General features: G+C 45.6%; 21 protein-coding genes. 9 read left to right on the forward strand and 12 right to left on the reverse strand.

The window, feature by feature from the left end; all coding sequences use genetic code 11:
• Window positions 1-70: 70 nt before the first annotated feature.
• Entirely contained in the window at window positions 71-493 is a 423-nt protein-coding gene (locus tag D3P09_RS16090; protein ID WP_120111995.1) for a DUF1259 domain-containing protein, read from the reverse strand.
• A 52-nt stretch (window positions 494-545) separates the two neighbouring features.
• Window positions 546-965 (reverse strand): DUF1259 domain-containing protein, encoded by a 420-nt coding sequence (locus D3P09_RS16095; RefSeq protein WP_120111997.1) that lies wholly within the window; start codon window positions 963-965, stop codon window positions 546-548.
• A gap of 203 nt (window positions 966-1,168) precedes the next feature.
• Here D3P09_RS16095 and D3P09_RS16100 point away from each other — a divergent pair, with 203 nt between their 5' ends.
• A complete protein-coding gene (locus D3P09_RS16100) occupies window positions 1,169-2,590 on the forward strand; it encodes a PQQ-dependent sugar dehydrogenase family protein (RefSeq protein WP_120111999.1) in 1,422 nt (473 codons plus the stop codon).
• A 423-nt stretch (window positions 2,591-3,013) separates the two neighbouring features.
• Window positions 3,014-3,535, forward strand: coding sequence for a DUF4190 domain-containing protein (locus tag D3P09_RS16105; protein WP_120112001.1), 522 nt, complete (start codon window positions 3,014-3,016; stop codon window positions 3,533-3,535).
• An 80-nt stretch (window positions 3,536-3,615) separates the two neighbouring features.
• Here D3P09_RS16105 and D3P09_RS16110 read toward each other — a convergent pair whose 3' ends face one another.
• Complete coding sequence (locus D3P09_RS16110) at window positions 3,616-4,206, reverse strand: TetR/AcrR family transcriptional regulator (RefSeq protein WP_120112004.1); 591 nt, start codon at window positions 4,204-4,206, stop codon at window positions 3,616-3,618.
• Between the two features lie 149 nt (window positions 4,207-4,355).
• Here D3P09_RS16110 and D3P09_RS16115 point away from each other — a divergent pair, with 149 nt between their 5' ends.
• A complete protein-coding gene (locus D3P09_RS16115; protein WP_120112007.1) occupies window positions 4,356-5,285 on the forward strand; it encodes a ketopantoate reductase family protein in 930 nt (309 codons plus the stop codon).
• On the opposite strand, the gene D3P09_RS28495 is transcribed toward D3P09_RS16115, so the two are convergent.
• The 4 genes from D3P09_RS28495 to D3P09_RS27725 all read right to left on the reverse strand — a co-directional run bounded on the left by D3P09_RS28495 (window position 5,220) and on the right by D3P09_RS27725 (window position 8,873).
• Window positions 5,220-5,411 (reverse strand): amidohydrolase family protein, encoded by a 192-nt coding sequence (locus D3P09_RS28495; RefSeq protein WP_120112010.1) that lies wholly within the window; start codon window positions 5,409-5,411, stop codon window positions 5,220-5,222. The two genes, D3P09_RS16115 and D3P09_RS28495, sit on opposite strands and share 66 nt — an antisense overlap.
• Before the next feature lie 504 nt (window positions 5,412-5,915).
• A complete protein-coding gene (locus tag D3P09_RS27405) occupies window positions 5,916-6,890 on the reverse strand; it encodes a hypothetical protein (protein WP_133305017.1) in 975 nt (324 codons plus the stop codon).
• Window positions 6,891-7,233: 343 nt separating this feature from the next.
• Complete coding sequence (locus D3P09_RS16130; protein WP_120112014.1) at window positions 7,234-8,715, reverse strand: recombinase family protein; 1,482 nt, start codon at window positions 8,713-8,715, stop codon at window positions 7,234-7,236.
• Window positions 8,716-8,717: 2 nt separating this feature from the next.
• Window positions 8,718-8,873 carry a hypothetical protein gene (locus tag D3P09_RS27725; RefSeq protein ID WP_165867465.1) on the reverse strand — a complete coding sequence of 52 codons (156 nt, stop codon included), beginning with the start codon at window positions 8,871-8,873 and terminating at the stop codon, window positions 8,718-8,720.
• Window positions 8,874-9,421: 548 nt separating this feature from the next.
• Here D3P09_RS27725 and D3P09_RS16135 point away from each other — a divergent pair.
• Window positions 9,422-10,219 carry a hypothetical protein gene (locus tag D3P09_RS16135; RefSeq protein ID WP_120112016.1) on the forward strand — a complete coding sequence of 266 codons (798 nt, stop codon included), beginning with the start codon at window positions 9,422-9,424 and terminating at the stop codon, window positions 10,217-10,219.
• Between the two features lie 164 nt (window positions 10,220-10,383).
• Here the strand turns inward: D3P09_RS16135 and D3P09_RS16140 are convergent, their stop codons facing one another.
• Together D3P09_RS16140 and rlmD are read right to left on the reverse strand one after the other, a co-directional pair.
• On the reverse strand, window positions 10,384-11,172 hold the full coding sequence (locus D3P09_RS16140; protein ID WP_120112018.1) for a class I SAM-dependent methyltransferase: 789 nt from the start codon (window positions 11,170-11,172) through the stop codon (window positions 10,384-10,386).
• 134 nt (window positions 11,173-11,306) lie between these two features.
• Window positions 11,307-12,812, reverse strand: coding sequence for a 23S rRNA (uracil(1939)-C(5))-methyltransferase RlmD (gene rlmD, locus D3P09_RS16145; protein ID WP_424452452.1), 1,506 nt, complete (start codon window positions 12,810-12,812; stop codon window positions 11,307-11,309).
• A 163-nt stretch (window positions 12,813-12,975) separates the two neighbouring features.
• Here rlmD and D3P09_RS16150 point away from each other — a divergent pair, with 163 nt between their 5' ends.
• Complete coding sequence (locus tag D3P09_RS16150; RefSeq protein ID WP_120112022.1) at window positions 12,976-13,518, forward strand: SRPBCC family protein; 543 nt, start codon at window positions 12,976-12,978, stop codon at window positions 13,516-13,518.
• A 69-nt stretch (window positions 13,519-13,587) separates the two neighbouring features.
• Here D3P09_RS16150 and D3P09_RS16155 read toward each other — a convergent pair whose 3' ends face one another.
• Window positions 13,588-14,640 (reverse strand): M42 family metallopeptidase, encoded by a 1,053-nt coding sequence (locus tag D3P09_RS16155; protein WP_120112522.1) that lies wholly within the window; start codon window positions 14,638-14,640, stop codon window positions 13,588-13,590.
• Between the two features lie 678 nt (window positions 14,641-15,318).
• On the opposite strand from D3P09_RS16155, the gene D3P09_RS16160 reads away from it, so the two are divergent.
• Window positions 15,319-19,575, forward strand: coding sequence for a glycosyl hydrolase family 18 protein (locus D3P09_RS16160; protein WP_120112024.1), 4,257 nt, complete (start codon window positions 15,319-15,321; stop codon window positions 19,573-19,575).
• Window positions 19,576-19,659: 84 nt separating this feature from the next.
• On the opposite strand, the gene D3P09_RS16165 is transcribed toward D3P09_RS16160, so the two are convergent.
• Together D3P09_RS16165 and D3P09_RS16170 are read right to left on the reverse strand one after the other, a co-directional pair.
• A complete protein-coding gene (locus tag D3P09_RS16165) occupies window positions 19,660-21,948 on the reverse strand; it encodes an ATP-dependent helicase (RefSeq protein WP_120112026.1) in 2,289 nt (762 codons plus the stop codon).
• 202 nt (window positions 21,949-22,150) lie between these two features.
• Window positions 22,151-22,582, reverse strand: coding sequence for a hypothetical protein (locus D3P09_RS16170; RefSeq protein WP_120112028.1), 432 nt, complete (start codon window positions 22,580-22,582; stop codon window positions 22,151-22,153).
• A gap of 222 nt (window positions 22,583-22,804) precedes the next feature.
• On the opposite strand from D3P09_RS16170, the gene D3P09_RS16175 reads away from it, so the two are divergent.
• The 3 genes from D3P09_RS16175 to D3P09_RS16185 all read left to right on the forward strand — a co-directional run bounded on the left by D3P09_RS16175 (window position 22,805) and on the right by D3P09_RS16185 (window position 24,840).
• Complete coding sequence (locus D3P09_RS16175; protein ID WP_165867466.1) at window positions 22,805-23,278, forward strand: hypothetical protein; 474 nt, start codon at window positions 22,805-22,807, stop codon at window positions 23,276-23,278.
• A 181-nt stretch (window positions 23,279-23,459) separates the two neighbouring features.
• Window positions 23,460-24,029 (forward strand): RNA polymerase sigma factor, encoded by a 570-nt coding sequence (locus D3P09_RS16180; RefSeq protein ID WP_120112032.1) that lies wholly within the window; start codon window positions 23,460-23,462, stop codon window positions 24,027-24,029.
• Between the two features lies 1 nt (window position 24,030).
• Entirely contained in the window at window positions 24,031-24,840 is an 810-nt protein-coding gene (locus D3P09_RS16185; RefSeq protein ID WP_120112034.1) for a DUF4367 domain-containing protein, read from the forward strand.
• The last annotated feature ends 55 nt before the right edge of the window (window positions 24,841-24,895 follow it).

Consider the following 24,895-nt stretch of genomic DNA (forward strand, 5'->3'; position numbering starts at 1 on the left):
TGCAGGCAGCGAAGCGCTCATCAAAAAAGCCCTCTCATTCAAGAGAGGGCATTCTGCATTAACCTTCAAATTAACCCAAGAAGGCAATAGATTGTTTCGTTTTCCTTGCAAATGCAATGGGATCATCGATCGACTCCCAGTGAATATACATAATGCGCGGGTTCTCGAACAGCCAATGATTATGGACTGCTGTTACTTTGATCCCGTGCTTGCGAAGGTTGGACAGCAATTGATTCACTTGACTCTGCAAGAGGGCCGTTTCTCCCAAACAAAGCGCCCGGCCCGATTTGTCCAGCGATTCGAACGAAAATAACTGATAAAAAACGACTGGCGATGTAGTGCGTCTTCCTAATATTTTGGCCTTAAATACTCTATTTCTGGAAACAAAACAAACCGGGCCCTTTGTAATCTCATGTTCTGTTCCGCCTAAAATAGTTGAGAATTGGTTGCATAGCCTTCTAAAACGAGGACTTGCTTTCGCTTGAGCTGCCACAAGATATCATCCTTTCGTAATATGATGAATATAGTTTCATCGCTAAGCCGCATTAACCCAAGAATGCAATGGACTCCTTGGATTTTTTAGCAAACACAATCGGATTCTCAATGGCTTCCCAGTGCACATACATTATACGAGGAGTTTCATTCAGCCAGTGGTTGTGAAGCGCAGTCACTTTTATCCCGCGTTTACGAAGATTGGACAACAATCGATTAACTTGGTTTTGGTGTACGGCGGTCTCGCCCAAGCAAAGTGCGCGGCCCGACTTATCAAGAGATTCGAACGAAAACATTTGCATTTGAACCAATGGGGAGCGCGTTCTTTTTTTCAGGATCGTCGCTCTTAAGTTTGTCATTCGCATGACAAAACAAACCGGGCCTTCATCAACCTCCGATGATGTACCTCCCAAGATTCTGCTAAATTGGGTACAAAGCCTTTTGAATCGAGGACTAACCCTTTTTGCCGCCATATGAAGCCTCCTCTAATTATTTTCCGGATAGCTTATGATCAAAGCAGCGAAGGTGTATGGGTATATTGCTATGGTACAAGTATAAGGAGCAACTTTAGGCTCCTATCAAGCCTTTAACCCCGGGGAGTCCATGCTATTTTCGGTCTAATCCAATGAGTGAATCATACGCTAATAATGATAACGACAACCGGGAGGGCATGTAGTTGAAAAAAGTTAAAGTCCGTCTGCAGCCTATTGTCAGCAGGATCAATATGCCGACTATTATAAAAACAACGGTCTTGCCGGGGGATTCGATCGAAAGCATTATTGTCGCAACCCAGGTCGGAGAGATCTTCTATATTAGACGCGGAGTGATTGGGACCTTGGCAGATATACGCCAGCAAGTCTTGCAGCTAGGCGGCACCAGTGGCGGATACGACGAACGAGGACTGTTAGGCCTGGCCTTTCACCCTCAGTTCTACTATAACGGTTTGTTCTACCTCCATTACTCAGCGGCTGGAACCCAAGGGCCGACAGCTTTTTCGGAGTCTTTTAAACCTAACCCGTGCGATCCTGGCACTTTGAATCTAAAGTGGATCAACAGGGAGCAACAATACGACCATATCGATACCCTTGAAGAATGGATTCTGCCATCGAACGGCCAGCCTCAAAGACGGCGGACACTACTAAATATAAGAAGGCCCTTTCTAAATCATAATGGCATCAACAGCTTAAACTTTTCTCCGGAGACAGGTAATCTTGTATTAACGACCGGGGATGGCGGATCAGCCTATGACCCTTTTAATTTGAGCCAAAACATCATGGAGATTGCAGGTAAAATCATTGAAATGGATGTCGGGATGCACACATTTACTGATCACCCGCCCGTCGTTACACGATTTAACGAGCTGCCCGTGCCTATTCAGGAGACGCTTACGGTTATCGCCAAAGGGGTACGCAATATACCAGGCATTTCCTATCAAAGGTTCAATAATCATTATGTGAAATACGCAGGCATTGTCGGACAGGAGCTGGTAGAATCCGTCTATTCATTCGTTCATTACACACCGGTACCGGTTACTCAAATTGTTCAAGCTTCCATGATGGGAGCTGATCTTGCTCAGGAGGAATTGATCAACTTTGGCTGGAGAGGGTGGGAAGGCGCCTTGCCTACCTCTGTGCCAAGAGACTGCTCGGCGAATGCGATGCTGAACGAGAAAACCATTGCCTATTACGATGAGGCTTTAAAAACCTCAGTGCTGCGTCTACAGCCTTTAACCAGTTATTATCATGAGGATTCCCGCCCAGACAAGTTTGGAGGAATTGCGCTCACTGGCGTTCAGGCCTATAGCGGGAATGAAATCCCCGATTTGACGGGGAGCGTCGTCTTTACTGACCTTGCCCGGAAACAAGCCAATTCTCCTGTCAGGGGAGTTTTAGCCTATACCAGGCTCAAAGCGGATTGCGGGCCAAATGATTATACGGTTATGGATACGGATTATCATTTCGGCTCTCAAGCCGCTTATTATGTTGGTCTAGGGGCTAACATGAATCAAACCCGGCTATTTTTAGGGGTTTACGGCTCTATGAAAGTCGCTGATGCTCATCTGGGCACTGTATTTGAGATTGTTCCATGGGGGCCGTAAAGAGCGTGGTATCAGTAACATTAGAAAAGATGCCCCTGACGAGTACAGAGGCCATCTTCTTGTTAGTTAAGTTCGTGCATTTTCTAAATCGCATCCACAAACCTATGCAGACAATTGGTTTTACAGGTACATAAATCATTTTGCTAGCTGAGACATTTCTATATTTCGTATGACTAAAACTTAAGGAGAGCCTAAGCGCTGCGCTGACAGCACTTAGGTTATTTATCTTTAATGGAGTTAAGTCCATAATTTGATAGGAAAGACCTCCGCTGCAAGCAAGGCGTGAGAGTTCTTTAGCAACTATAATGTCAATTCATGTCCTCCGGCATCCTGTAAAGGAGAAAAAAGGGGTTTTGGGAAACATTGCCGAATAATAGAATAGTGCTATACACCTATAACCATCTCAGGAAGGGGTCAAAAGAAGTGCAACAACGTAACAATAGAACTACATTCAATCAGCCCAACAGGCCAACGCCTGCCCAAGCTAACAGAGCGGTTAGCGGTCAATCACGTCCGGCTAGTCCTCAAGTAAATAGGACTGCTGTCAGTCAGACAGAGGGAGCAGGCAGTCCCTCCACAAATTCGAATGTACCTGCAACAAAAGCCGCAATGAAGAACCAACCGAAAGATAGACTTGGATCAGCGGTAGTGTCCATGATATTCGGTATATTCGGAATTATATTGTTCATAGTAGGAATGATGAAATTGAACGATGATTCACTGTACAGCTATACGACTTCGCCGGGTACAGCAATTAGTCTTTTTTTCGCTTTTGTTCTAAACCTCGTTGGGTTCATCTTGGGAATTAGAGCAAAACGTTCTTCTAGTGGAAGAGGTATGGCAATAGCGGGAATTACCCTGACAACATTGCCGCTTATCGTCTTTTTATTATTTATTGTAGGGATTATCCTTATCTCGATTATGAATAATGTTGAGATAAGGTAAGTCTAAGAGTCGCTTCCTGCTTCAACAGGGACGGCTTTTTCTTTTTCTTTTTCTTTTTCTTTTTCTCCCTCCTCTTCCCCTTACTTTTTATTCGAATCAGGGCGCCGCGGATTGACCGTGCCAAAGATATGATACGGCGTTATCCCATTTGCAAATAGGCTATCGATCAGCTTGACCAATTCTTCCGACGATAGATCTTTGCCGTTGCGTATCCAAAGGCGAAACATAGATATTAATGTTGATATGTAAAACTCAATGATGTATGGCGCTAAGACATCATTTGTTGGAAAGTCCACAATCAATCTCTCAAAGGGAATTTCTCTTTTCAGGCGTTCAACAAAATGAACAGAACCATAGTCGCCCAAGAGGGCTTTAAGAACTGAAATTTCCTCTGCATTTTCCAAGCATTGAAGTGCATCTTGAAAAGTATGCGTAGAAAACTCTCTGCTTGCCATTTCCTCGTGAATGGATTTCAAAACATTCTCTTCAACGTAGTCCAACAACGCATAGATATCTGTAAAGTATTGATAAAATGTACTGCGATTATATCCTGACTTGTTAGCAATCTCTTGAATAGATATTTTTTCAATTGGTTTTTGGCTATATAAATCACAGAATACATTTATAAAGGTTTGCCTTGTTTTGTCCGTAATTTCAGGTTGCTTGTTCATGCTTTGCCCCCATTTCCGGTTCAATAGATGATCCGACAAATATTAAAAATCTGATGGTTGATGACCCTATAGTGAATTCATACAATATTATTATACAACACGTTGTTTGATTATTAACAAGGAATATCAACTATTTTAAGGAGGCTAACATGAGAATTTTATTCTTCGGTAGAGGTGTAATATCGACCCAATATGCGTGGGCTTTTGAGCAGGCAGGGCATACAGTTGAGTTTTACGTTAGAAAAGGAAGAAAAGAAACCTTCGGAAGCCGCATAGAGCTTGAAATGTGGGACGCACGAAAAGGGAAAAAGCTCATACAAGAAAACTGGAACGTCAAACTGCATGAGGAGATGCTTCCAAATTATGATCTTATTTTTGTGAGCGTCAACACGGAACAGCTTCCGAAAGCTGTACAGTTCCTATCAACTGCTGCAGGCAATACCCCTATCCTCATATTCAATAACATTTGGCAGGATTTGAAATCATCGATCGCACCATTGTCTATGAACAATGTTGTCTTTGGTTTCCCCGGAGCAGGAGGCGGCATCGCGGACAACAGGCTTAGAGGCGGCTTTTTGAAAATGGTATTTCTTGAAAAACCGCGGGCAGGCACTGAACATATCAACAACAAGGTCAAAGAACTATTTGAAAGTGCCCATTTTAAAATTAGTTGGATCAAGGATATGCAAAGCTGGCTATGGAATCACTTTGCCATGAATGCGGCAATGGAGACCGAGGTGTTAAAACGGGGAAGTTTTCCAGCGATCTTGAACCATAGCGACTCATTCGTAAATGTTGGTAAGCATATGAGGGAAATGAACCCTGTACTTAAAGCAAGAGGCGCAAAGAGTGATATGATTTTGCTACTGTTGACTAAGATTCCGCCGGCACTTCTCGGCACGCTTTTTAACATGGTTATTTATGCAAAGGGCAGCTTACCGCGACTTTTCGTCGAATACAACAATAGTAAAGCGGGTTTTGCGGTATCTGAACTTGTGAGAGAAGCAAAAAAGTTAGGCATACCTTTGCCGCGTCTTACTGTGGCATTGGAGAATACTGAACAACACAAAGCTATTTAAGATCAAATCGGCGTTTTTGCCGATATCCACGGTCCCCATATCATTCATCCGGCCGAGAAATCCAGACCCGTTCAGGGTTGTCATTTGAAGAACATGAAGCGCCGGGATACCGGCCTTGTGATACATTAGGACTCATTCAGGTAAATCCAAATACTACTCCCTCACCAACAACACACAGCACTCCACATGTAACGTGTAGACAGTGACAACAAAATATGTACGTGTTCGAAGGAAGAGTGTTTGCTCTAAGTGAACCGATGTTATTCGGTTCTGTTTAATCTCGCCACATTTCCAAATGTAATTTTCATGTTGGAAGCATATGTTAAATACGATTAGATGTACAGGAGTTTCGATTTTCCAAATTTATATTATTTATGTAAAAATCCGAAATCGCCAAACCTATGGCGATTTTTTTATTGCTCTACTTGCCCCTGATGTGTACATTTCAATTCAAAAATTGAAATTATTCTCGAAACGTAAAAGGAGCGTCTAGTCGTCAGTTTCTCTGACTTTCTAGGCACCCACTCTCACAAAACAGTGCAACAAAAAAAGTTGGAGTGGAAACTTTTTGACTTTAGAGACTAATTGGACAGCCCGCCCATTTTAGTAACGAAACAGCCTCCATAATCCCTATTTCCTGTATTTTTCTATATCTACATCCCATGCTTCTACGTCATAAGCATCTGCTTTAAATTTATCGTGATTCCCTTTGTATGCTAAATAATTCATTTTAGCAATCCAGTCATTATCATTTCTATGTATGATTTTAAAAGCAAATTTCGATTGAAGATAGCTCTCTCCCGATTTCTTTGCTTCCTTACCCTTATCATTTAATTCCATTACATAATGATATGCTTCATACCTGACATATTTAGAAACTTCATGGAACGCTTCTTTGAAATCATAGTATTGATTAATAATATCATAGGGGATATAGTCACAAATCAATCGCATGACGTTATCAAGCTCAAGATCATGCTTTTTTTCATAATCAGAAAGATTTATTGTAACATTCGTAATGATACCATTATCGCTGTCTCCGGTAGTAACCAATAGCAAAGCATCTTCATAAAAAGTTGTTCCACTCGCATTCACTACTATAGCCTTATCATATTCCTTCCAGAAGCTCTTTGCGGCTTTATAATCTCCATAAAATTTAGGATGCTCTTTTAATGTCAACAGTTCCATATCAGGTAAACTCTGGCTTATCGTATTCTTTTGGCTTATCGTATTCTTATCAGAATTCGAAGAAGAAATTACCCCAATAAATACAACAATAAACAATAGCGTTATCAGACTAGCAACTATTCCACTTTTCTTTTTTGGTATTTGCTGCACAGCAGTCGGATAAGGATTAACTTGAACTATTCGTCTATTTATCAAATCCGCTCTACAATCGGAACAGACTGGCTCAAACGAATTCTTACCGCAATTAAGGCATGTTCTGGGCTTATCACCTTTCGTAACATTACAATTAGGACATTTATTACCTAAAAAAGTCGTTTCACAGCTTGTACATATATTTTTAAATTCTTTTGCCCCGCAACCAGCACATTGTACAACATCATCTGCAGCCTTTGATCCACAATATTCACATTTCTTCATTCTCTCATATATCCCCCTACAGATTCACATCTTTACGAACTCAAGAGAGCTCGGGCAGTTTAATCTATACAAACAGGTTAATGTAGCCTCCAAAAACAACTTTCGTTTGTTCGCAGGCCTTCCCTATTCCGATGACTTCACCATCTTATAGACCAATATTAGCATGTTCGTTACCTTTGTTAGGAACATTTCTCAATAAAAACTTTATCTATTCTGAAATAATAAAGCTCAAGCGCAACTACGCCTGAGCTTCGTCTGATGGGTAAATGTCCAACAAGCTATTTCCTGATAAGCAACACACAGCACTCCACATGACTTGAGTGTCGGTCACTGATAATAAGCCCTAAATATCGGCGGTGGCGGCGAACTTATAATGAATGTTCGCAGTACCATCCGCCTTGACTACAATCTTACTTATCAAACGATGAAGCATCTCGGGCGTAAGTTCTTCATGCCCCATGTACTTCTTTAGTTCCTTTTTCAATCGCAACATACTTTCCATACTGCCATTGCTATTACTCGCAGTAAGTTTCATTAACTTGGTTTGCAAGCTTGCAATTTCTTGGTTGTTGCTCTGAGTAACCTCTTTATAGTCACCTTCCGTTATCGTTCCATTGGCTAGAAGTTTAATGAAGTTCTTCTTTTCCTCTTTCAACCTCTCAATTTGTCTTGACAAGGACTGTACTTGTCTCTCCGCTTGTTTAGCCGCCTGTTTGACTTTGAACTCAAGTTGCCCCATATACTCTTTCTCATTAAGCGTGGCGATTAGGCGGCGCAAGTCATCAAGGATTACCCCAGTAAGTTCCTTTTCCTTAACACTATGTTGGCTACATACGGTCTTACCATGCTTGTAATAATTACCACAAACATAGCCTTTACGATGCTGTACGTACCATAGGCTCTTTCCACAATCTGCACAGTACAAATGATTCGTATACAGATGCTTTTTAGCTTTCGGCTTTGCCTGTTGTCGCTTTCTTCCCTCCATGTACTTATGAACAGCTTCAAAGTCTTCTTTAGAGATAATGGCAGGGTGGGCGTTTTCAACGATAATCCTCTGTTCCCTTGGCAGTTCAGAGCGTTCTTTGCAGATTACGCTTGTTGTCGTCTGCCTACCTTGTTCTAAGTTCCCGACATAATGAGGATTACTGAGGATTTTCTTCACTGATGAACCCTGCCAATATAACCCTGCGTTCCTTTTCCCTATTACTTGAGCAGGTGTCGGCAATCCTTCACGTGTCAGTGTTCTAGCGATTGAATCGAACCCTTTACCTTCAAGGTACATGCGATAGATTCGCTTGACTACGTTAGGTGTGTCATCGTCAGCAAGTATCAGCTTACTTTGTTGAAGCCTGTACCCATAGGGCGGAACAGAACCCTTGAACTCACCTTTTCGCGCTTTACTGTTGAGGGCGGCTTTGATTCGATTGGACGTTCTCTGAGATTCTTGCTCATACATCCAAGCATATAGTCCAAACATCTCACTGTTGCCTTCAAGAGTATTAATAGCGTTGTCCAAAGTGATAATTTGGATACGATTCTTTAACGCAATATCCCTAATTTGATACGACAGCCCACCATTACGAGCAAGCCTTGAAAGTTCTTTGGATAGGATGACATCGAACTTCTTTTCTTTAGCATCGGCAATCATTTGAACAAGATTCTCACGCTTTTCAGTTGTCCCACTCTCGACATCGACATACAGATGATGGATGTCCCATTTCTGCTTCTCAATATAGTCATAGAACAAGCTTTTTTGATTCTCTAAAGACAACTTCTGTTCTTCTTTATCTGTCGAAACACGAATATATACTGCACATCTCATAGTTACGCAATCCCTTCACTATGAGATGTATTGGCGTTGCCTTCATTATACTGGAAATCCGTTTCTTGTTCTATCAGTCTGTCAATCACTGAGTAAATAAGCGGCTTAAACAGTTCATGTAACATTACATTTTCTTCATAAGTTCGTTCAACTTTCATATATGATTCCTCCCTGAGCGTTGTCATGCTAACAATCGCGGCAGGGCATTAAAAAATTGCGATACGGTTTCTAATTTTTTATATGGGCGGCTAATGCAACGAACCATATTCAAATTTCGATTGCTAATTCGATAGCATAACCTAGTCATTACATTAATCCAGTTCCTTAATAACCCACTATCAGCAGTTCCAATCGCACTTTAAGGACTCTGTTAATTTACAGAAATGTACATGGTATAAACTGATTTTTGTTAGCTTCGTTCTCTGCCTAAATGTTCGAATGGAGATAACCTTTAAATAAAATCGTAAACAGCATTGCTATGGCAGTCACTTTAGCATCCATAGCGTTATAGGAATAATACAAATGCTTGTACACCGAAATAGTAGTTTCCCTAGATAATTACTGGTTTTATCCTCTGTTTTTTCTACCATACCTAACTATAAAGCTAACATGAGACTTCACGAAGTGAAGGCTCGGGTGGGCATCAGAGAGTATCGACTGGTATAGAACACTTACCTAGATATATAAACAGAAAGGAATATGGAATATGAACATCATTAAGGACAAGCTGAGAATCGTTGCATCTTTAACCCCCGAGGAAATAGAACATATTAAGAAACGGTTTCCTTGTAAACGCCCCAATCCATACTTCAAGTATTGTTACTTTCAACGAAAGCCCCATTTCTTTGCAGTTTGGTTGCTACCGATGAAAGGATATGTTTACCGATATTTCAACGCTATGCTGTCCTTTAATCCTGCAAACCCACCGCTTGAAGCTTTGGAGATATTCAATATGATTGAGCCCGAGCGTTGGAAGGTTAGCCGATTGGATATTGCTTTTGACTTCTTAACGCCATATGAGGACTCCTTTCTACTACCGCCGCCAACAAACATAAAAATCAATCGTTTCAATACGACCCTATACTATGGGGCGGTTAGGTCAGCATGTACGGTCTGTCAGTACAATAAGCAGAAGCAATTAAAAGAAGTTCATGGGATTGAATCTGTACCTTTGACAAGAATTGAGTTTCGATTCAAACCTAAACTCAAGCCTATAACACAGTACGAGAAGAAGGACTTTGTCAAAATGGAGGGGTATCGTTTTGTCTCCAATACGAAGGAATTGACAGGCTTGAGATGCTTACTAAAAAGCATAACCAACGGGAAACGTGATTGGAAAACGCTTGGGCGGAAAGACAAGCAAGAGATTTCAGCGGCGGTCAAGGAAAGAACGGTCGACATGCTCGATTTGTTCTTAGAATACATTGAGGGAGATATAGAAGGTTTTATGCTTGATGGTCTTAGTATCAATCCAACGAAAAACGAACAACTTCATGCTGTATAAAATGCTAGGGCGGCTAATTTAATCCGCCCTCAGCCTTTTTTACTGGTTTAGTACGAAGGGGATGGAGTGCCTAGTAGGATTCAATGTTGGCTCTTGTGGAAGTTTAGGCTCGTGATATAAGCGAAAAATTTTTCTGAAATGTTGTCCCACATAAATAAATCATTTTAGATTGTTACACGAACTATATAGCGTTCGAAGGTTATAGGTAAGCCCTTGTCAGTAGCGTGTTTCTCAAATATCTGCGTTATCTCGGACATAGACTCCTGAATTACCGTTTCAAATACGGAAGGCTTTTGACCGAAAAGACTCATTTTTATTAAATCAATTGGCTCATGCAGGTATTCAATGCTTCTTACAGTTTCAATTTCAGCATTTTCTAGTCCCCCTTCCTCTAATCTTAGGGTTATATTGTCGAGTATAGGAGTACCCGAAGGGGAAGGTTCAAAAAAGTTAGGGAATAACTCCCACAACCCCGAGGTAATATTATCACCGGGGTGAAGACCGATGAGTTTCCCACCCTGTTTGATAACTCTCTTTACGTCAAGGTAAGCTGAGGTAGGTCCTCTACGGTTATAAGCACAGTCAAATTCCTCGTCTTCAAAAGGGAGCTTGTCTTTCGTGTTTGCCGTTATAAAGGTTACATTTTGCCGACCTGCATCATTTCCCTGCTTAATGAAGTCACTCGTTATATCTATACCAACAATATGCTTTACGACCGGGCTCCATTGTAAGGCAAACTCACCGTGCCCACAGCCAATATCCAGTACCTTCTTGCCCGGAACCATCTGAGACACTTCATTAGTGAAAATCAATTCACCATTGGGCTCAGTAATTGTCGATTTCCAAGAATACGAATATTGTCCTGTTAGTCTTCCTAATTGAGCATACCATTCGATTGAATGGGGACGCACCCAATCCGTATGTGTTTTCGGATTAAACAATTTAATATTCATAAAACACCTCCAAAAATAATAGTGAAGAACTCATATTATAAAATTTACCAGTCAGACTTGCAATACAATTTCGGAAGAAAGAAAAAGAGGGGTTCGCCGCCCCTCTTTGCTATTTCCGCCAATACATCTCCGATTTAATTGTCCTTCCGTACTAACAGTGAGCAACACTCCACATGGCTCGTCTGAGGAAACATATCCACCGGCTGAACCCATTCCAGCTGGTATCCGCTGTCCAGCAGCACCTTGCAGTCCTTCGCAAGCGTTGAAGGGTTGCACGACACGTACACGAGCCGCTTCGGCTGCGCTTTCGCAATCGCCTGCAAGAGCGGCAGCTCGCAGCCTGTGCGCGGCGGGTCGACGACGACGACGTCTGGACGGACGCCTTGGGCGACCCATTGCGGGAGCAGCTCCTCAGCGCGGCCTTCGAAGAAGCGCGCATTGTCGATGCCGCTGGCACAGGCATTATCCCGCGCATCCGCTACGGCCTCCGGAATCACTTCAATGCCGCGCACCTCGCTTGCATCCTTGGCCAGCCACATGCCGATCGTACCGGTGCCGCAATAAGCGTCGACAACCAGCTCTTTGCCAGTCAACGCAGCCGCTTCCTTCACCGCGTCGTAAAGCTTGACCGTCTGCTCCGGATTGAGCTGGAAGAATGCCCGCGGCGACAGCGCGAACCTCACATCGCCAAGCGTTTCGTTCAGACGCTCGTCTCCCCACAGCACAGTCGTTCGCTCGCCAAAGATAAGCGGAGACTTGCCTTTGTTCACATTCTGCGCGATCGTCTTCACCATCGGCAGCTTCTCGCGAATGCGCTGGACAAGTCTTCTGGCATCAGGAAGGCGGTCTGCCGCTGTAATCAGAGTCAGCTGGACATGCTCGGAAGCCCGTCCTACCCGCGCCACAATCGTCCGCACCGCTCCCTCGCGGGTCCGCTCATTATAGATAGGGATATCCAGCTCGCCAAGCACCGCCTTCGTTCCCTCAATGACTTCATTCACAATCGGATCCTGCACCTCACAGCCGCTAATATCGACCAATCGATGCGAGCCGGCAGCATACAAGCCGGTCAGGATCTCCCTGCCTTGCCGTCCCGCCTGGAGCTGCGCCTTATTGCGATAGCCCCAAGGGTTGTCCATCCCCAGAATCGGCCGCATGGGCAGTGAATCGATACCCGCATAGCGCTGGAATGCTTCTCGCACAATCTCTTCTTTGGCCATCAGCTGCGCCTCATAGGTCATATGCTGAAGCTGGCATCCGCCGCATTCCTCATAGACTGGGCATGGAGGCTGCTGGCGATGCGGGGACTTCTTCTCAATCTCTGTCACCGAAGCTTGGATATAACCGCGCTCCGCCTTCGTCACCTGCGCTTTCACGACTTCGCCGGTCAGAGCCCCTTCGATGAAGACCGCCTTCCGCTTGTAATAGCCCACGCCTTCGCCATTGATGCCGATACGCTTGATCGTAACCACAATACGATCTCCCGCCTTCACCTCTTCAGCCGACGAATGAGCGTTTAGAGAAGAAGCTGGTTTGATTTTGCTGCCGCTGCGACCCTCATGAAACGTACGCTTTCCTTTGACTCCCGCATCTTTCCGTTGTCTCTCGCCTCGATTGCGATCCGCTCTCTTGTCTTCCATTCGTGCCATTATGACTTCGCTCCGTTTCCGCTCTTGGTACATCCACTATACCATAGCGCATGGCCAATCCCAACGGTAGCATCAGCCAGTTGACTTGCATCCATCACGCAGGCAAGCTATGTTATGATTATAGGAATAAGATGGACGAGGAGGCCAAGCAATCATGTTTCTGCGCAAGAAAAAAACAGCATCCGGCTCAGCGCCTTCCGGCAAACGCGGACTTGTCATGACGCGAATATTTAACCTGCCTAAGGAAGAGCTGTTCGAGCTGTTCACCCAAGGCGAACATATGAAAAACTGGTGGGGACCGCGAGGATATGAAATGACGATTCTCGCTCAAGAACTGACGCCTGGAGGGATCATTCACTATAAGCAGCAATCCCCTGAAGGCAACGTGATGTGGGGCAAATTCACATATCGTGAGATCGCGGGACCGGACAAGCTGGTCTATGCGAACTCCTTTGCAGATGAGAATGGCAAAACCGTTCGAGCCTACTTCAGCAAGGATTGGCCGCTGGAGATTCTGAACACGGTAACCTTCGAGGAGCAAGAGGATGGGACAACCAAGCTAACCCTGCATGGCCTGCCCGAGGATGCCAAGAAAGCTGAGATGCGCGTATTCGAAGCGCTCCGCGACCATCTGCGGCAAGGCTTCGCCGAGACATTCGACCTGCTGGACGAGTATATCCAGAGCCGGTCCCAATAAAGAGAAGGCGCAGATCGCTCAAGGGAGCTAATCCCCAAAGCATCTGCGCCTTTTTCTAACCAATCGGCTCTATTCTTCCATTACATATGCGATAAGCAACGCCGCCGTATTCACAACCGCCTGCTCATGCGTACGCTCCATGCCGTGCGAAGCATGTACGCCTGGCCCCATAAGTGCGGCCCGCACATTGCTTCCCCCGCCTTGGGCAGCCGAAGCATCCGAGCTGTAACGCGGATAAATATCTACCGCATAAGGAATCTCCTCCCGCTTCGCTAGCTCGATCAGGCGGGTCGTCATGCCATAATCGTATGGACCGGAGGAATCCTTCGCGCAGATGGATACATCCTTCTCTGTCGCAGACAAGTCATCACCGATCGCGCCCATATCCAGCGCAAGCAGCTCCGTAATATCCGGCGGGATATACGCGCAGCCATGTCCTACTTCCTCGTATGTGGAGATCAGCAGCTTTACCGTGTAAGCCGGCTCTTTTCCTTCCCGCTTCAGCCAATCCAGGAATCCCATCAGCGCCGCTACGCTTGCCTTATCATCCAGATGGCGGGACTTGATCCAGCCATTCGGCAATATGCGGGTCCGGGGATCCCATGAGATAAAGTCGCCTACCGAAATGCCTAGCTTCAGCGTGTCTTCTTTGGAGGCAACAGATTCGTCGATGCGAATCTCCATATTCTCTTCTTCCCGTTTCATATCGCGGGCGTCACTATATACATGCACCGAAGGTTTGGTTGTCAGCACCGTTCCTTCATATTTGCGCCCGTCTCTCGTATGAATAGTGCAATATTCGCCTTCCACTGTGCCCATAGCATAACCGCCGACCGGAGTGAACCGGATCATGCCATTCGACTTGATCGAACGGACCATTGCCCCCAGCGTATCCACATGCGCGGACACACCGATGACCTTTTCTGTGCGCTTCCCGGGAATGGTGATGATGCCTGTTCCTTTCGGCGTCTGCTCCATCGTATAGCCCAGCCGTGCAACCTCTTGGCCCAATTCCTCCATGATCGCCATGCAATAACCGCTCGGACTCGGGATACTTAACAGATGGCTGAGCTGCCGAGCCATATAGGCTCGATCCAGCTGTGGTTTTAATGCGTTAGACATGATGCTCCACTCCTTTTCATAGCTCGGAACGATAATTTTGAATGATTTCATCTTACCACAACTTCTGAAATGGAAGCCAAACCCCTTGCCTGGCGCACCCTCTCAGGCCTTAATCGCACAAAAACACAATTGATTTGTATCACAAATCGTTTCATATTGACAAAAATAAAATCATTCGCTATACCTATGTATATTTTGTAAAAAATTCCCCCTTTCATTCCACGAATTTACCCCTTCCGCTTACTCATCGTTCGAATCATGATAGGAGTAGCTACACTGCATTTCCACTAAAACTAGGGCCTGGAAGGAGGGGCAATTACGCATCTATTGAACCGTTAGCGGACTAATGTGCTTGCTAGCCAGAATGAATTCCACAAAAAGAAAACGCTATCACAAAAAATGCTCCCATTCAAAACGGACTAGCTTATCCTCAGTCCAACTTGTGCAACAACCGTACATGGTATCCAACTATTGCGGCTCGATCGCAGACATGTACGAGACAACGGCTGGCACACAGCACGAGATTTCCGCCACACACTCAAAACTCCCTGTTCAACATCCAATGAATCATCTATTTCTATTTCGACATCATGAATCTACCCTCATCAGCTCCGCTGCAACACCTGCTTAGCGGCTGATCTGTCATGCCGCGAGGACAGACTATTATAATGAGGTGATATGGTGTATTTTGCTGCACGAAAAAAAGAAGTGAAATTAGCATTTATGATTATCCTGGCAATCGCTCTCGTATTCAGTCCACTGTTGCAATCTATTGCCTATGCGGATGACACGGCTCCTGTCAATCAGGAACAAAACAATGAGCCTGCGGAAAATAATGAACCCGAAGAAAATAATGAACCTGAAGAAAATTCAGAAGAATCGCCTGCATCAGAAGTAGATCTGCTGGCGCCTCAAAATTTAAGAATTGCCGAGGGCGGATTAAAACATAACAGTGTCGTAATAGAATGGGATTATCGTGCAAATGAAGACGATAATAATATTCAAATTTATAAAGAGGTTATAAACTCTAGCGGACAGGCAGTATGGGCATGGCAGACATGGGGCAATTTCTGGTCACGTACAATAGCACTTGTGCCTGAAACCTCCTATAAATTTATGATTGTCTGGAACGGAGATACAACGCTTGAGCATAAAAGCAATGTCATCGAGTTTACTACGCCATCTGATGAAAGCGAATATGCAGAGCTGCCTCTTCCAGCTCCGCAAAACCTAAGACTAACTTCCATCTCCGAGACATCTGCCACCTTCAAGTGGACTGGCAGCCCAGGTGCTGATGGCTATGACTTCTATCTAAATGCCAAATGGGCTGGTGGTGTATGGAATGGTTCCAATACATACGTCCACACCTTCACGGATGCAGAGAAAACACCTGGCGCCAAAAATACTTTTTTAGTTGCGGCACAGAACTCTTCTAAAAAAACCGAATCTGAAAAAAGCAATGCCGTTACCTTTAAATGGGGTGAGCTGGCAGCACCGCAAGGCGTTACCATTGCTTCCGCTACACTTACGACAATAGCGCTTGGCTGGGCACCTACGCCAGGAGCAACAGTGTATGACGTCTATCAGGATGGCAAGCTGATTGGATCTACCGAATCCAATCGATATGTCATTCATGACTTGAATGACGGGCAGTCTTATGACTATACCATCGTTGCCAAAAACGCTCTCTGGTCATCCGAGCCTAGCACAGCCTTGGCAGCTGTCCCTGGCAGCCAATACAGCAATATCACGTATTTCACTTCTTGGGCCAGATCGGATACGGCTCGCAATCTGAAGCCTGCAGATCTTGATTTAACCAACATCACTCATGTTAATTACGCATTTGCTGATCTTTGCTGGAAGAAAGTCGGCTCCAGAGCGAATGCATGTCAAAACGAGAGCATTCCACTTCAAGATCGTTATGTACATGACGGAGAAATGATTTTGGGCGATATCGAGTTTGACCCGCTCAATATTGAAGAATTTGTTCCAATCAAGGAAGCTAACCCGCATTTGAAGCTGCTCGTTTCCGTTGGCGGCTGGACCTTCTCCAAGAACTTCTCCAACATGGCTGCTACAGAAGAGAATAGACGTATTTTTGCGCAGTCAGCCGTTAAGTTTTTACGCGCATATAACTTTGACGGACTTGATATTGACTGGGAATATCCGGTCGAAGGCGGAGATGAAGCCAACTCTCACCGTCCAGAAGATAATGTGAACTTTACACTGCTCATGCAGACGGTGCGTGAAGCATTGGATGCTGCAGGATCTGAAGATGGAAAATACTATCTATTGACCATCGCTTCGCTGCAAGCTGATCGCTTCATCCCTAATGCGGATCTTGCAAATTCCGTGAAATATCTGGACTTTGTGAACATCATGACCTATGACTACAGTGGAGACTGGAGCTTACTGGCGCATCACAACTCGCCTATCTACTATGATCCCAATCATCCTTCCGTCAATGCCAAGCGCAATAATGTTCGCGGAGGCGCTCTTGCACATTTGAATGGCGGAGTGCCTAACTACAAATTAATGCTTGGAGTGCCGTACTATGGAAAAGCTTGGGCGGGCTGCGAAGAGCCGGGCGAATATGCTACTTGCAAATCCATAGCGTTTGGCACATGGGAAGCCGGATTATTTGATTATAACGATCTAGAAGACAATTACTTCAATAACAGCAGTTACGAAAGATACTGGAATCCTTATTCGAAGGTTGCCTACCTGTTCAATAAGGAAAACGGCTTGTTCATTACGTTTAACGACGAAACGTCCATGGTATACAGCGCGTCGCTGATTAAGTCGCTGGATATTGCAGGTGTGATGAGCTGGGACATCACCAGTGACAAGAACGGCACTCTGACCAATCGGCTTGCCAATAACCTGCCGCAAAACGGAGTCTCGCATGCAGATGCTCTAAAAGCGCCTAAAAACCTGAAAGCAAGTTCGGCAAGCAATACCGCAGCTACGTTCACTTGGGATGCTGTAGATGGGGCTTCTGCTTATGAAATCTTTGTTGATCATATTTACCTGGGCACTACTGAAGGTGACGAAACGGAGGGAACCATCGAAGGGTTGTTCACTGGCACGGAATATACGATTAATGTTTATGCCGTTAGAGAAGCCGGCGGCAAAATTATTGACGTATCCCCTGCGAGTAAGGAGCTAACAGTTAAAACTACAGGCTTATCTTCACCATCCAACGTTCAAGTAGTTACTAAAGGACACAATTTCATTGACGTGCAATGGGACGCGGTTCCAGAAGCGGATAAATACGCAGTTTATTTATCCGATGAGCTTCTAGGCTACACTTCTAATACAACATTTAAAATTGACGATTTAGAACCGGGTAGTCCATATTCCTTCTATATCACTTCTGTGGCTGTAAATGAAGAGGACGAGGTGATAGATGAATCAACAAGAATAGTTTTAATTGATGTTGTTACACGCAGTATTGCTCCTCCGACAAATCTTGCTGTAGAAAGCACGTCAACGAGTTCTATTAAAGTAAAGTGGGATTCTGTCTCCAATGCAACAAAATATGAAGTCTATCTAAATAACGAATTAATAGGGACAACCGAAGAATTGGACTACACATTCAATGCACTTACTCAAAATACGGCTTATTCAATTAAAGTTATAGCTGTTATCACTGAAGGTGACGTGATAATTGATTCTTCATTAGCTAGTACGGTTGATACGAGAACCACATCCGTTCCTGTAACTCCATCGCCAGGACCAGTACCAAGCATAAACCGAACAGAATTTTCAGTATCTGTTAACGTTAATGATGGAAAGTGGCTTCTGAGCGTAGAGGAATACCCTACTGTAGACAACATTGCAGGAGCGGACGCAACAGACTTTACGATCACGGTTAGTGAAGGAGCTCAATCCATCGAAGTGGAGCTTCCGCAAAAGGTTGTAGCCGCTCTGGCTGCAAAAGGCGCGAATGCTCAATTGTCTATCGTTTGGAACGGTGTAACGTATGTCATTCCGGCACATGCGCTTCCGCTTGGCGTCGATCTGCAAATCTCGATTGCGCCTGCGTCTGCAAGCACAACAGCCGCAATTGAAAAACTAGCCAAGGACAGCGGACTGAAGCTTCTGGTCCAACCGCTCGACTTCACCATTTCGAAGCACACCTCCGATGGCAAGCTGGAGGAAATCACGGACTTTGGCAAGCATTCGCTAAGCCGCATCTTCACGCTCGAAGGAGCGGATGTGACTCCAGCGAACGCAACAGGTGTTGTATATGACCCGGCATCCAAGACGTTCCGTCCGGTTCCAACCCTGTTCACAAAGCTGTCTACCGGCAAAGTAACGGCTGAACTGAAGCGCAGCGGCAACAGCATCTACACCATTGTACAATCTAATATTTCGTACAAGGATGCAACAGCAGCCTGGGCTAAGGATGCCGTAGCGCGCGCCGCAGCCAAGCTTCTGCTTGCAGGCGAGTCTGCAGACACATTCGGCGTAAGCAGCAGCATTACGCGCGCTGAGTTCACGTCCATGATCGTCAAAGGTCTTGGCATCCTGCCAGTGACCGGCTCGGCTCCATTCCAAGACGTCGCAGCTGATTCCAAGTATGCCGGCGACATCGCTGCCGCGAAGAAGCTCGGTCTGATTCAAGGCAAGTCCGAGACAGCCTTCGATCCGAACAGTACGATTAGCCGTCAAGACATCGCGGTTATTCTGACGAACGTCCTGTCCTATCTGGGTGTGAAGAAGGATGCCGATGCATCGAAGCTGAACGCTTTCGCCGATGCGAAGGATATTGCCGCTTACGCGAAGTCGGCAGTCGCTCTGGCTGTTCAAGAAGGCATCATGATCGGCAAGTCCAGCACCACATTTGATCCGAAAGCAGATCTGACGAGAGCTCAAGCAGCTGTCATCGTCATCCGCATTCTAGAGGCTCATAAGCTGGATAAAGTATAGTCGTACAATAAAGAGGGACGGAGCAAGCATAAGCTTGCTCCGTCCCTCTTTTCTCTTACAGCACGGCTTTCCCGCCTTCGCAGCTTATATCAGCTCCAGCAGCTCTCTCTCCAGACACATCGCCATAGCTAACGTCTTGACATTGTTCTCCCCGAAGCGGATTACAATGCTTTCACCGTCGGAACGCTCTATGCAGCCTACGCCGAATACGCGATGCCGCACATTGGCTCCAGCCGTCAATTCTGCCGCATCCTTGACGGCATTGGGGTTGGCCTCAGCCTTCGCAGGCTCCCGGCTGGTAGTGAAGCTCGTGCTTTTCGGCCTGGCGGAATTACGCCTAGACTCTTCGGCGGAAGACGGAATCGATTGACGCTTCGAATCTGAAGCCATACGAGTGCTTAGCCGGCTCGGGTCTATAATATCTTTTACAGCAGACATAAACGAAGACTCCGTCGCTTGCTCCCCGTCGCGCTGCCCATACGTGACCATTTCCAGCGTTTTTCTTGCACGCGTCATGCCGACATAGAAGAGGCGCACCGCCTCCTCCATAGGGGGCGAATCCCCGTCTGCCCCCTTCTTCCCATCGTCCGATGCCGGAATAATGCCTTCAATCAGATCCACCATGTAGACATGGTCGAACTCCAAGCCTTTGGCGCTATGGAACGTCGAGAACGTCACCGCATTTTGCCCTTTTCTCGACTTTGCCCCTTTCAGCACCTTCTCCAAATATTTGAGACGGGCCGCAAAGTCAGCCATCGTCTCCAGTCCCTCCGCGATATCCTCCAGCGTATTCAATATGCCGATCAGATACTCCTTGCGGAAGCCGAGACGCTCGCATAGCTTCTCAAGCGCCTTCTCATAACCGAGCCGCGTCCGTATGACACGAATGGCATGCAGCGGCGGCATGCCGTTCATCTCGCGGAATGTTTCCTTGGCCTCCTGCAGCGGTTTAATCTGATATTCGTGAAGCTGCACGACTGACAACAGGTTGTCAAAAACGGATTCGCCGTTTTGAACGGATTTCAGAACGGACATTTGATGCTTGCTGATATAACCGTTGAATTTGAGATGAATGCTCTCCAAGATGTCCGGCCGCTTGTCCGTATAGGACATGCGCATGAAGTTCAGCACATCCTCAATGACCCAATGAGAGAAGAAGCGATTATCCGCATCCTTCATATAGAAAGGAATTCCCGCACGGTCAAATTCATTCATCAATGCGATCGAGGACGAATTGTTCCGGTACAGCACGGCTGCTTCGGCAAGCTTCTCCACCTTCGCGATTTCCCGCGCTGCGTATTTGGCCTGCTCCCTATAGTCCCGAAGAGTCTTGAACGTTATAGGCTGATAGGAGGCGTTACGGGTAAACATTTCTTTCTCGTAGCGGTTTCTGTTGCGCTTGATAAAGGTATTCGCCGCCGTCACAATTTCAGGCGAGGAACGGTAATTTTGCACCATATACAGAGTTTCCGCAGTGGGGTAGACATCCTTGAACTTGAGCAAATAGGACGGCTCTGCCCCTCTCCAGCTGTAGATGGATTGGTCATCATCGGCTACGACGCACAGATTGCCATGCGACTTCGCCAGCTTCTCGATCATCGTATGCTGGACCATGGACGTATCCTGACTCTCGTCCGTCATGACGTAATCATAACGGCTCTGCAGCTTGCGCAGCATGGCGTGATCCTTCTCCAGCACATCATTAGCAATCGTCAGCATATCATCGAAATCTATCAGCAGCTTAGGCGTTCCGCTGCGCTTGAACACCTCATATTCACGCAGAATGCGCTCTGCTTGCGGCACATCCGTCTTGATGCTGGCCCATTGCTCCGGCGGCAGCATCTTATTCTTCACATAGCTGATATAGGTCGTCAGTTCCTCCATGGCATCATCGGTTGCATTCTCGCCGACAACATCCTTGAACAAATTGCGTAATATAATCTTCTTATGAAGAGGCAGCGGCTTCTCCGCACCGTTCGCCTCATCCTCCTCTTCTATCTCCACTGCGCCTTCGATTATGTCATATGCGGTTCTCGTCTTATAGAAGTGTGTGCGCACGATCTCGAAAGCCAGGCTATGTATCGTTGAGAAATCCACTGGTTGAAGCTGCGGAAAAAACCGCTTGAATCTCTCCTTCATATCTCTCGCCGACGCTCTGCTGAACGTAACCGCTTTGATCCGTGCCGGGTCCGCTCCAAGCTCCTCAATCAAATAGCCGATTCGCATAATTAGAGTTGTAGTTTTACCCGAACCAGGCGACGCCAGCAGCAATAGCGGCCCTTCCGTCCGGCCAACAGCCTGCTTCTGCACCTCATTTAATAGGACGCCCAATTCCTTATGCTTGCGCTCCAAAAACAGCTCCAATTTCCCCATGCCTTGCAAGTCCCCTCCGAACAAAAACAATGTCGCTATTATAGCACATTTCAGCGGCTTGTCCTTTTGGCAAGGAGTGGACGCGACAATCTGCGGCGCTTTGAATAAAGTTATACGAATCACCGTAAGCCGACATATCTATGTTGCGGCTACGCGGGCTCTAAGCCGTAAAACACGGCTTACAGCGGGAAACCAAGGCCATTCAGTTATGCGACCCCCTAGCTTCTCTTCTCACACTTAACGATACGGCGTCCCCCTGAATATACCTGGAGATGTCCCCAAACTCCGTGGTCTCCAGCAACACTTTCTGATGGTCCAACAACACATATGTAGGCGTATGCTTGATTTCGAACATTTTCGCTAAGCGATAATTAGGATCATTGGTGTTTACTTGAACAACCTGAACTCTCGCAATGTGCAACGATTGGCGGAATGCATCCGATTCGAATGGACGGAGCAAAGATGCAGGCAATAACGAACCTTCTGCGTTCTCCTTGTTCCAAAACACATAGACGTTGTAGTAGCCGAGCTCGTCCGCCGCCATTTCCTGAATGAAGTCAGCGTGATCCTGCTCGTATACGATGGGTATGCACACAAATATAATCAATAACAAAAGCAATACCCATCTCTTCATAATCCACCTCCACGGGCTCTTCATATGATTATCTCTATAACACGCGAAACAACAAGAAAGTAGCAGAATTTTGTCGAATTATTTTACCATACTTTACTTAACTCATGAGATTAGTCGGATAAATTTTTGCTTATTTCGAGAGAAATTGCAAGTTTTTATAAAATTTCTAAAAAAAGCGCAACGAACAAAACCTTTCAAGTGTTTATATAGTGGATACGGTTCATGATTATCTATACTATCGTCATGAAAGAGGGTGCAGGGATGAAAAGGGAAGATTTTGATGCGAGGTTTGACCATGCATTAAGCGAAAGTGCCAAGCTTACCCGTCTTGTGCCCGATCATGAGGAATCCTGGATACGAATTCAGAAGAAGCTCGCACAGAGAGATCAGATGAGAAAAGGCAATAGAGTGCTAAAATTATTACCTTATGCTGTCGCTTCATTTTTACTTGGCGCGTTTCTATTTGGAACTCCATTGGCCTCAAGCGCCATTCACAGCATTGCCGCAGCCTTCAAACAAGACCATGCTCAGAATGTTAACGATACACCAACCCCCGCTCGCTATGTCATACCTAAGACTGCACCGCCTCCCGACGTTAATTACAGGCTTAACGGTGTCCTATCCATTTCAAAACAATCACCATCGGGCTCGTCTCCTGCTTACATCCTATATTCCAGTACGACTGAGCCAGAATAGACGGGGCATGATCTTGCCATCGTCTTTTTTTGTTTCTTTGCATTCCCTCAACTATAAAGATTGTCTAATTTTCCTATAATACATTAACCCCCATATACGGTATAATGGCAACAGACATAGACTTACACGATCTTCCAAACTACAGAAATCCATATGCATCCGTAAGGGGGTCGCTTTACCTGTGGGAAGCAAGCTGTTTCTTCTGTCAGGCGCCAACTACCATGCGCTTAGTCCGCAGCTTCAAAAGGAGATCTACGAGGAGTTTTACCAATTCGTATATTCTCCCATCATATATATGGTTAAGGATCATGCTGCGACAGAGGACATTATTCAAAACTCTTTTATAAAGATCATAGACAGTGTGCCGCGCGCCGAGAACGAAGCCCAGCTGAAAAGCTGGCTTAAAGTCGTGGTCAGGAATATGGTTTATAATTATTTTCGAAAAACGAAAAAAAATCGCAACGAGATTGACTCTGAGAGTGTTTATATAAATGAAAGCGCGCCGATGTCTACCGAGGCAGCATCTCTGGAGAAGGAAGTAGAGCTCAAGCTGATGACGGAGACGATTAGCCAATGCTTGAATGAGCTGCGGCCGGAATACAAGGCGTTAATTGAATTAAGATGGAAGCGAGAGCTTAGTTACCGGGAGATTGCAACTGAACTGGAGACGACAGAAGAACGGGTGAAGTATAAGCTTTACCGGGCAAGAGAAGCGATGAAACGAACCTTTTCCAAGAAGTGGGGTGAGTAGGGTGAACAAAGAGGAATTCGATCAATTATTCGACCAGGCCTTTGAGGAGAGTGTCCAAAACCATAACTTCACCCCTGATGCGGGACCCTCCTGGGAAAAGCTGCAGTCGCAGCTTGCGAAGAAAAAACGCAGAAAATCCCAGCTTCGCGCCTTGCCCTATATAGCGGCTTCGTTTATTTTAGGCGCATTTTTATTCGGCACGCCTACAGCATCGAATGCATTTCAACCCTTGTTTCAAGCCGTTGTGACCATCAAGGACGACGTGGTACGAATTGTGTTTGGAGAGAAGAATACCAATAAAGTGGTGCCCAAAACCCCTCCTCCTCCTGGAGATGATAATGTCTTTATACAAGAAACAGTGCCCTCCGACGGCAGTTCTGCCGTGTTTGAATCGAAGCGCGTAAACTATAAGACATGGGAAGAAGCTGCCCCCTTTCTTGACTTCCATGTTCCCGAAATTCATTACATTGCAGAAGGCTTTCAGCTAATGGATGTGAACCTTATTTATGATCAAGTCGACTCCCCTTCTCCTCGAGTAGCGGTTATCACTTATATCAATGATGAAGGATTCGTATACTCCATTACGGTCCAAAGAATACTGCCCGGCACGTTCTATAAGATAGGCGGAGGAGCTGGAATTGATGTAGAGACTTTAGAGATTGGCAACATTAAGAACTACATCACCTCCACAAAAGATGGAACAGTTGCTCAAGAATTTGTAATTGATGATATCCGTGTCTCCATAATAGGTCCTCTACGCCATGAAGAAGCCAGGCTTATATCGGAGGAGATTATTAACGGGATGACTTGATCTCATAAGGAGAGGGGCGCTGGATGCGCCCCTCTCTTTTTTGACGGTGAATATA

Origin of the sequence: Paenibacillus pinisoli, assembly GCF_003605435.1 — a bacterium.
GTDB classification, from domain to species: domain Bacteria; phylum Bacillota; class Bacilli; order Paenibacillales; family Paenibacillaceae; genus Pristimantibacillus; species Pristimantibacillus pinisoli.

Excerpts from the sequence above, each read along its gene's own strand:
- D3P09_RS16155 (WP_120112522.1), bottom strand. The coding sequence starts at position 14,640 with ATGTCTAACGCATTAAAACCACAGCTGGATCGAGCCTATATGGCTCGG.
- D3P09_RS16110 (WP_120112004.1), bottom strand. The coding sequence starts at position 4,206 with ATGAACAAGCAACCTGAAATTACGGACAAAACAAGGCAAACCTTTATA.
- D3P09_RS16140 (WP_120112018.1), bottom strand. The coding sequence starts at position 11,172 with ATGAATATTAAATTGTTTAATCCGAAAACACATACGGATTGGGTGCGT.
- D3P09_RS16165 (WP_120112026.1), bottom strand. The coding sequence starts at position 21,948 with ATGGGGAAATTGGAGCTGTTTTTGGAGCGCAAGCATAAGGAATTGGGC.
- D3P09_RS16150 (WP_120112022.1), top strand. The coding sequence starts at position 12,976 with ATGTTTCTGCGCAAGAAAAAAACAGCATCCGGCTCAGCGCCTTCCGGC.
- D3P09_RS28495 (WP_120112010.1), bottom strand. The coding sequence starts at position 5,411 with ATGTATCACAAGGCCGGTATCCCGGCGCTTCATGTTCTTCAAATGACA.
- D3P09_RS16175 (WP_165867466.1), top strand. The coding sequence starts at position 22,805 with ATGATTATCTATACTATCGTCATGAAAGAGGGTGCAGGGATGAAAAGG.
- D3P09_RS16095 (WP_120111997.1), bottom strand. The coding sequence starts at position 965 with ATGGCGGCAAAAAGGGTTAGTCCTCGATTCAAAAGGCTTTGTACCCAA.
- D3P09_RS16115 (WP_120112007.1), top strand. The coding sequence starts at position 4,356 with ATGAGAATTTTATTCTTCGGTAGAGGTGTAATATCGACCCAATATGCG.
- D3P09_RS16160 (WP_120112024.1), top strand. The coding sequence starts at position 15,319 with ATGGTGTATTTTGCTGCACGAAAAAAAGAAGTGAAATTAGCATTTATG.
- D3P09_RS16130 (WP_120112014.1), bottom strand. The coding sequence starts at position 8,715 with ATGAGATGTGCAGTATATATTCGTGTTTCGACAGATAAAGAAGAACAG.
- rlmD (WP_424452452.1), bottom strand. The coding sequence starts at position 12,812 with ATGGAAGACAAGAGAGCGGATCGCAATCGAGGCGAGAGACAACGGAAA.
- D3P09_RS16170 (WP_120112028.1), bottom strand. The coding sequence starts at position 22,582 with ATGAAGAGATGGGTATTGCTTTTGTTATTGATTATATTTGTGTGCATA.
- D3P09_RS27725 (WP_165867465.1), bottom strand. The coding sequence starts at position 8,873 with ATGAAAGTTGAACGAACTTATGAAGAAAATGTAATGTTACATGAACTG.
- D3P09_RS16135 (WP_120112016.1), top strand. The coding sequence starts at position 9,422 with ATGAACATCATTAAGGACAAGCTGAGAATCGTTGCATCTTTAACCCCC.
- D3P09_RS27405 (WP_133305017.1), bottom strand. The coding sequence starts at position 6,890 with ATGAAGAAATGTGAATATTGTGGATCAAAGGCTGCAGATGATGTTGTA.